The organism is Neisseria sp. HMSC061B04 (assembly GCF_001836705.1).
Lineage (GTDB): Bacteria > Pseudomonadota > Gammaproteobacteria > Burkholderiales > Neisseriaceae > Neisseria.
This window is the reverse complement of record NZ_KV830206.1, coordinates 1-6266: the sequence shown is the minus strand read 5'-3', so window position 1 is coordinate 6266 and position 6266 is coordinate 1. Positions and strand designations below refer to the sequence as shown.

Annotated in this window: 6 protein-coding genes; 1 reads left to right on the top strand and 5 read right to left on the bottom strand. The window is 50.5% G+C overall.

What is annotated here, in order from left to right; translation table 11 throughout:
• Positions 1 to 75: 75 nt before the first annotated feature.
• On the bottom strand, positions 76 to 1506 hold the full coding sequence (locus HMPREF2661_RS08720) for an alanine/glycine:cation symporter family protein (protein WP_049322742.1): 1431 nt from the start codon (positions 1504 to 1506) through the stop codon (positions 76 to 78).
• 361 nt (positions 1507 to 1867) lie between these two features.
• On the opposite strand from HMPREF2661_RS08720, the gene HMPREF2661_RS08715 reads away from it, so the two are divergent.
• Positions 1868 to 2596 carry a YebC/PmpR family DNA-binding transcriptional regulator gene (locus HMPREF2661_RS08715; protein WP_003745951.1) on the top strand — a complete coding sequence of 243 codons (729 nt, stop codon included), beginning with the start codon at positions 1868 to 1870 and terminating at the stop codon, positions 2594 to 2596.
• 60 nt (positions 2597 to 2656) lie between these two features.
• Here the strand turns inward: HMPREF2661_RS08715 and HMPREF2661_RS08710 are convergent, their stop codons facing one another.
• The 4 genes from HMPREF2661_RS08710 to tgt all read right to left on the bottom strand — a co-directional run bounded on the left by HMPREF2661_RS08710 (position 2657) and on the right by tgt (position 6081).
• Positions 2657 to 3148, bottom strand: coding sequence for a disulfide bond formation protein B (locus HMPREF2661_RS08710; protein WP_070823409.1), 492 nt, complete (start codon positions 3146 to 3148; stop codon positions 2657 to 2659).
• A 202-nt stretch (positions 3149 to 3350) separates the two neighbouring features.
• Positions 3351 to 3749, bottom strand: a complete 399-nt coding sequence (locus HMPREF2661_RS08705; protein WP_070616128.1) for a c-type cytochrome — start codon at positions 3747 to 3749, stop codon at positions 3351 to 3353.
• A 120-nt stretch (positions 3750 to 3869) separates the two neighbouring features.
• The gene (gene hemH, locus HMPREF2661_RS08700) at positions 3870 to 4880 is read right to left on the bottom strand and encodes a ferrochelatase (RefSeq protein WP_070823407.1); all 1011 of its coding nucleotides are present in this window, start codon (positions 4878 to 4880) and stop codon (positions 3870 to 3872) included.
• An 85-nt stretch (positions 4881 to 4965) separates the two neighbouring features.
• A complete protein-coding gene (gene tgt, locus HMPREF2661_RS08695; RefSeq protein WP_070823405.1) occupies positions 4966 to 6081 on the bottom strand; it encodes a tRNA guanosine(34) transglycosylase Tgt in 1116 nt (371 codons plus the stop codon).
• Between the last annotated feature and the right edge of the window lie 185 nt (positions 6082 to 6266).

Genomic DNA, 6266 nt, shown 5'->3' with positions numbered 1-6266 from the left:
GCCTAGCATAACTGCTAATCTACGTCAGCCCCAATAAAAAACCTCTCAGTTTGACTGAGAGGTTTTTGTTTGTCGTCAACCTGGGTTTTTGTCGTGGAATTCGTGGAATTCATAGTTGTAGGTCAACTCTTTGCCGGCTTTGGTTTGTGCCAGATAATCATCGTAAACCGCACGGATTTCCTTACGGAGCAGGAAGAGGGCGATTAAGTTCGGCAAGACCATAAAGCCGTTGAACATATCGGACATACTCCAAACCAAATCCACTTTGCCCAATGTACCCAATACGATGGCCACCAAAACCAGCACGCGGTAGATGCCCAAGTGTTTGCCGCGGAACAGGAAGCGGATATTGGATTCGCCGAAGTAGTACCAGCCGATGATGGTGGTAAAGGCGAAGAAGGTCAGACAGACGGCGAGCAGTTGCGAACCGAAACCAGGGAAGGCTTTATTAAACGCCAGTTGGGTAACCGCCGCGCCAGTTTCGCCAGACAAGTTAGCGTCGGTCAGCAGGATAATCAGCGCGGTTGCCGTGCAGACCATCAGCGTATCGATAAAGATACCGATAAACGCGGCCATACCTTGTTGCACAGGGTGTTTGACGTTGGCGGTCGCATGAGCGTGCGGAGTCGAACCCATACCGGCCTCATTGGAAAACAGGCCGCGTGCCACGCCGAAGCGGACAGCTTCGCGCATACCGATACCGGCCGCACCGCCCAATACTGCTTCAGGATTGAAGGCAGCAACAAAGATACTGTGGAACATCGGGATGATGTGGTCGGAGAATTTGAACAAAATAATTACGGCACACAAGATGTAAATCACCGCCATAAACGGCACGACAAATTGCGCGATACCGGCAATGCGGTTGATGCCGCCGATGATGATCAGGCCGGCGAATACCGCCAAAGCAATGCCGACAGCCATCGGAGGAATATCGAAAGCCAAATTCATGGCCGAAGCGATGGAGTTGGATTGGGTCGCGTTACCGATGAAGCCCAGCGCGATAATCAAGGCAATGGAGAAAAAGCCGGACAGGAAACGTGCCGCGCCCCGGCCGATTTTCGGGGTCAGGCCGTGCGTGATGTAAAACGCAGGGCCGCCGATGTATTTGCCGTGGCTGACCACGCGGTATTTTTGCGCCAAAACGGCTTCTGCAAAAATGGTGGACATGCCCAAAATGGCAGACAGCCACATCCAAAAAATGGCACCCGGGCCGCCGGCGGTAATCGCAGTGGCGACACCGGCAACGTTACCGGTACCGATTTGCGCGGAAATCGCCACAGCAAGCGCTTGAAATTGAGACAGGGATTTGCCTTCGTGGTCTTTGTCTTTTTTGCTGAACAAGCCGCCGAAAACAGATTTGAAACCCGTCCCCAATTTGGTCACTTGCGGCGCGCCCAAGTACAGGGTAAAAAACAGGCCGATACCGATTAAGGCATAAATCAGCAGGTAGTCCCAAAGAACCAGATTGACTGCACCCACCAGAGCAGACAATATTTCTTCCATAATATAACCTTTAAGAAAAACAAATAAAAAGAAAATGATACGGGCAACTACTCCCGTTCATTTTCGCGGTTGGCAACAAGGGCGAGCAGGCCGTTTTGCCGTTTAATACCGGTTAAGTTGTTAACAATCCTGACCGATTTTGTCATCATACCGTAAACCTTCGTGAATTAAAACGGAAAACTGACAAAGGTTTGCCGCAAATATGCATCTTTAAAAAAGATTCTTTGTTTTTCAGACGGCCTGTTTTTGCAAATATTCGGGCCGTCTGAATATTTTGGGTAAAGGCAACTTATGATAAAATGCACGCCTTACAAATAAAGCACATCCCGCCTCAGCGCGTGAAAAAACGAAAGGAATCAATATGGCAGGTCATAGTAAGTGGGCAAATATCCAACACAAAAAAGCCCGACAAGATGCCAAACGCGGCAAAATCTTCACCCGTCTGATTAAAGAAATTACCGTTGCTGCCCGCATGGGCGGCGGCGATCCCGGCGCAAACCCGCGCCTGCGCCTGGCTTTGGAAAAAGCCGCCGAAAACAATATGCCTAAAGACAACGTGCAACGTGCCATCGATAAAGGTACGGGCAATCTGGAAGGCGTGGAATACATCGAGTTGCGTTACGAAGGCTACGGCATCGGTGGCGCGGCTTTGATGGTGGACTGTCTGACCGACAACAAAACCCGTACCGTTGCCGACGTGCGCCATGCGTTCACTAAAAACGGCGGTAACTTGGGTACCGACGGTTGCGTAGCGTTCAACTTCGTTCATCAAGGCTATTTGGTGTTTGAACCGGGTGTTGACGAAGATGCGCTGATGGAAGCGGCTTTGGAAGCCGGTGCGGAAGACGTCATCACCAACGACGACGGTTCCATCGAAGTGATTACCGCGCCGAACGACTGGGCAGGCGTGAAAGCGGCATTGGAAGCCGCAGGCTACAAATCTGTTGACGGCGACGTTACCATGCGCGCCCAAAACGAAACCGAGTTGAGCGGTGAAGATGCGGTTAAGATGCAAAAACTGATTGACGCATTGGAAGATTTGGACGACGTACAAGACGTTTACACTTCTGCCGTGTTGAATCTGGACTAAATAGTTTAAAGAACAAAAGGCCGTCTGAAATTTCAGACGACCTTTTTATATCGAAACCAATCAGATTTTTCTAGTTTTCAACCAAGCACAAAGCAGCAGCAATATCACGAAGCTGAAATACAAAATACTCCACACCGGCAGGGCGACGCCGAATAGATAGTCCGGCTCGGCGCAGTTGCCAAAGCCGCGGACGATAGGTTCAAACCAATCGAACAAAGGCCAGTCACGCAGGCGGAAGGTCCAAGGTGCGCCGCAAGAAGGGGCGGTGCCGGGCGGCAGGCTTTGCAGCCAAATTTGATAGGCGGCGACACCGGCGCCGTAAACGGCCGGGGCGGCAATCAACAATGCCGAGAGCGAGCGGGCAAATTTGGAAGATTGAGAACTAAATGCCGTAACAATGGCCAACAGCCCGACTGCCAATACGCACAAGCGTTGCAGGATGCACAATACGCACGGGTTCATGCCCAAAACGTATTGGGAAATAAAGGAGCCGCAGGCGGCAAATATGGAGAGGACGACTAGAAATAAAACAGTCTTGCGGAAAAAGTTCATCACATAAAACCTTTCAGATGGCATGGACGCAAAACAGCCGATAAATAATGTTTACTTTAACACAAAACGCATATGCTTTTTTTGGTTTGACGGTTTTTTGCGTATGTTTGTTGATGTTGCGTAACCATATACATAGAAACAAAATGTGTCGTACAGAAAAGGCCGTCTGAAATGTTCAGACGGCCTTTAGGGGAGAGACGTTTTATTTTTTCCCGTGAGATTTTTTGACGTCTGCTTCAGTAATCGTACCGCCGCCATTATTAAAGGCGTTCATGATGTAAGTGGCAACGGCGGCAACATCGGCATCATTGATGGCGGTAGAAGGCATGAAGCCGTTGTAAGGTTTGCCGTTCACTTTAATCGGGCCGTTGATGCCCTTGGTCATGCTTTGCAACAGAACTTGCGGTTTTTTATTGATATAGTCGGACTGGAACAGTGGCGGGAACATGGCGCCACGGCCTTCGCCCTTTTTGCCGTGGCAGGCGGCGCAGTTGGTTTCGTAAATCTTTTGTCCTTTGCTCATCAGCGTGGCATCAGCGGCAAAAGCGGTTGGGATGCTGAGTGCGGTCAGAAGGAGCAGGATAGGGCGGAGTGCAGTCATGATGTGTTCCTTTTTGAGTCGTGTTTTTGATGGCTACACGCTTGGTTTGCGTTTGAATAACTTGATGATAACGCTAAAGGCCGTCTGAAAGTGGATTTTTCAGACGGCCTTTGGTTTAGGTCAAATCCAGCCTTGTAGATTGGCCCGGCTTAATTGGACAAGTGCGGTAATCCAGTCGGCGGAATCGTTGAGGCAGGGGATGTAACGGTATTCTTTGCCACCTGCGGCGTGGAATTGTTCGCGTCCCATAATGGCGATTTCTTCCATGGTTTCGAGGCAGTCGGCCATGAAACCGGGGCAGAAGACGTCGAGTTTGGTCGTGCCTTGTTTCGGAAGCTCATCAAACAAGGCTTGCGTGCTGGGCTTGACCCATTGGGATTTGCCAAACTGGCTTTGGAAAGAAACGATGTATTCTTGTTCGGACAAGCCCAATGCCTGCGCGAGCAGTTTGGCGGTATGGTGGCACTCGTCAGGATAGGGGTCGCCGTCGTCGTGATGCTTTTGCGGAATGCCGTGGAAACTCAACATCAGTTTTTCGCCGCGTCCGTTTTGGGCCCAATAGGCTTCAATGTGCTGCTTCATGGCTTGAATATAAGCAGCATCGTCATAATAACGGGAAACAGTGCGGACGCTCATTTGGTTGCGTTGCAGCAATAATTCTTGAAACACTTTGTCCAAAGCCGCGCCGGTGGAAGAGCCGGCATATTGAGGATAAAGCGGGATGACCAGCAATTTGCCCACGCCTTGGGCTTTGAGTTCCGCCAAAACGTCGGCAACGCTCGGGTTGCCGTAAGTCATGGCATGACGGACGATGACATCGGGCAAATGTTTGGCCAGGGCTTCTGCTTGGCGGTGTGTGTAAACCTCAAGCGGCGAACCTTCTTTAAACCAAACTTTCTCATAGGCATGCGCGCTTTTTTTGGGGCGAAAGGTCAATACCAAGCCGCGCAATATCGGTTGCCATAAGAGCTTGGGTAATTCGACAACGCGTTGATCAGACAGAAATTCTTTCAAGTAAGGCTTGACTGCGGCAGCAGTGGGTGCGTCGGGCGTGCCGAGGTTGAGCAGCAGGACGGCGGTACGGTTTTGTGCGGTATAGGCTAGGGCCGGTTCGGTATGGAAACGGGACATGATTGTGCTTTATTAATGAAGAATATTGAGGCCGTCTGAAAAGCAGTTTGACTCAAAACCTGGTTTCAGACGGCCTTTAAAAGGATTAATCCACACCACGGGCGCGGTTTTCATGGAATTGCGCCTGCCAATCGGCAAATTTGCCTTGTTCGATGGCTTCGCGCATTTCTGCCATGATGACTTGGTAGAAGTGTAGATTGTGGATGGTGTTGAGCTGTGCGCCCAAGATTTCGCCGACTCGGTGCAGGTGGTGCAGGTAGGAGCGGCTGAAATTCTGACAGGCGTAGCAGGTGCAGCTTTCATCAATCGGACGCTTGTCGAGTTTGTGTTTGGCGTTTTTGATTTTCAAATCGCCAAAACGGGTAAACAGCCAGCCGTTACGCGCATTGCGGGTGGGCATGACGCAGTCGAACATATCCACGCCGTGTGCCACGCCGTGCACCAAGTCTTCAGGCGTGCCGACGCCCATCAAATAATGTGGCTTGTGTTCCGGCAGGATAGGGCCGACGGAGCGCAACATGCGGTACATTTCGGGCTTGGGTTCGCCAACGGACAAGCCGCCGATGGCCAAGCCGGGGAAGTCGAGCTCTTCCAAACCTTTCAGCGATTCTTCGCGCAAATCTTCATACATTGCGCCTTGTACAATGCCAAACAGGGCATTTGGGTTTTTCAGGTCTTCAAAAGCCTTTTTGCTTCGCTCCGCCCAGCGCAGGCTCATTTGCAGCGATTTTTGCGCTTGGCTGTGTGTTGCTTCGCCAGGAGTGCACTCGTCCAACTGCATCACGATGTCGGAATTCAATACGGTTTGGATTTTCATCGACACTTCGGGCGAGAGGAATAGTTTGTCGCCGTTGATCGGGCTTTGGAATGTACAGCCTTCTTCGGTCAGCTTGCGCATGTCGGACAACGAGAATACTTGGAAGCCGCCCGAGTCGGTCAAAATCGGCTTGTCCCAACCGATAAATTCGTGCAGGCCGCCGAATTGTTCGATGACTTCCAAGCCTGGGCGTAGCCACAGATGGTAAGTGTTGCCTAAGATGATTTGTGCTTTGATGTCATGCAGGTTTTGCGGGTTCATCGCTTTGACCGAACCGTAAGTGCCGACCGGCATAAATACAGGCGTTTCGATTTTGCCGTGGTTCAGTTCCAAAGTGCCGCGTCGGGCATGACCATCTTTTTTGTGTAAGGTAAATTTGAGCATAGTAATAATAGATTGGACGTTCGCGTGTGTGCGAAATGAAAGGGCAGATTATAAAGGATTTTTCGTTGGTTGACGGCTGGATTTTATCTTTGTCAAAACAATGCTTCAGACGGCCTGAATAATAGAAGAAATAAAAAATGAGGCATAAATCAAGGGGCTGACGTAGATTAGCCCTAAATTCCACA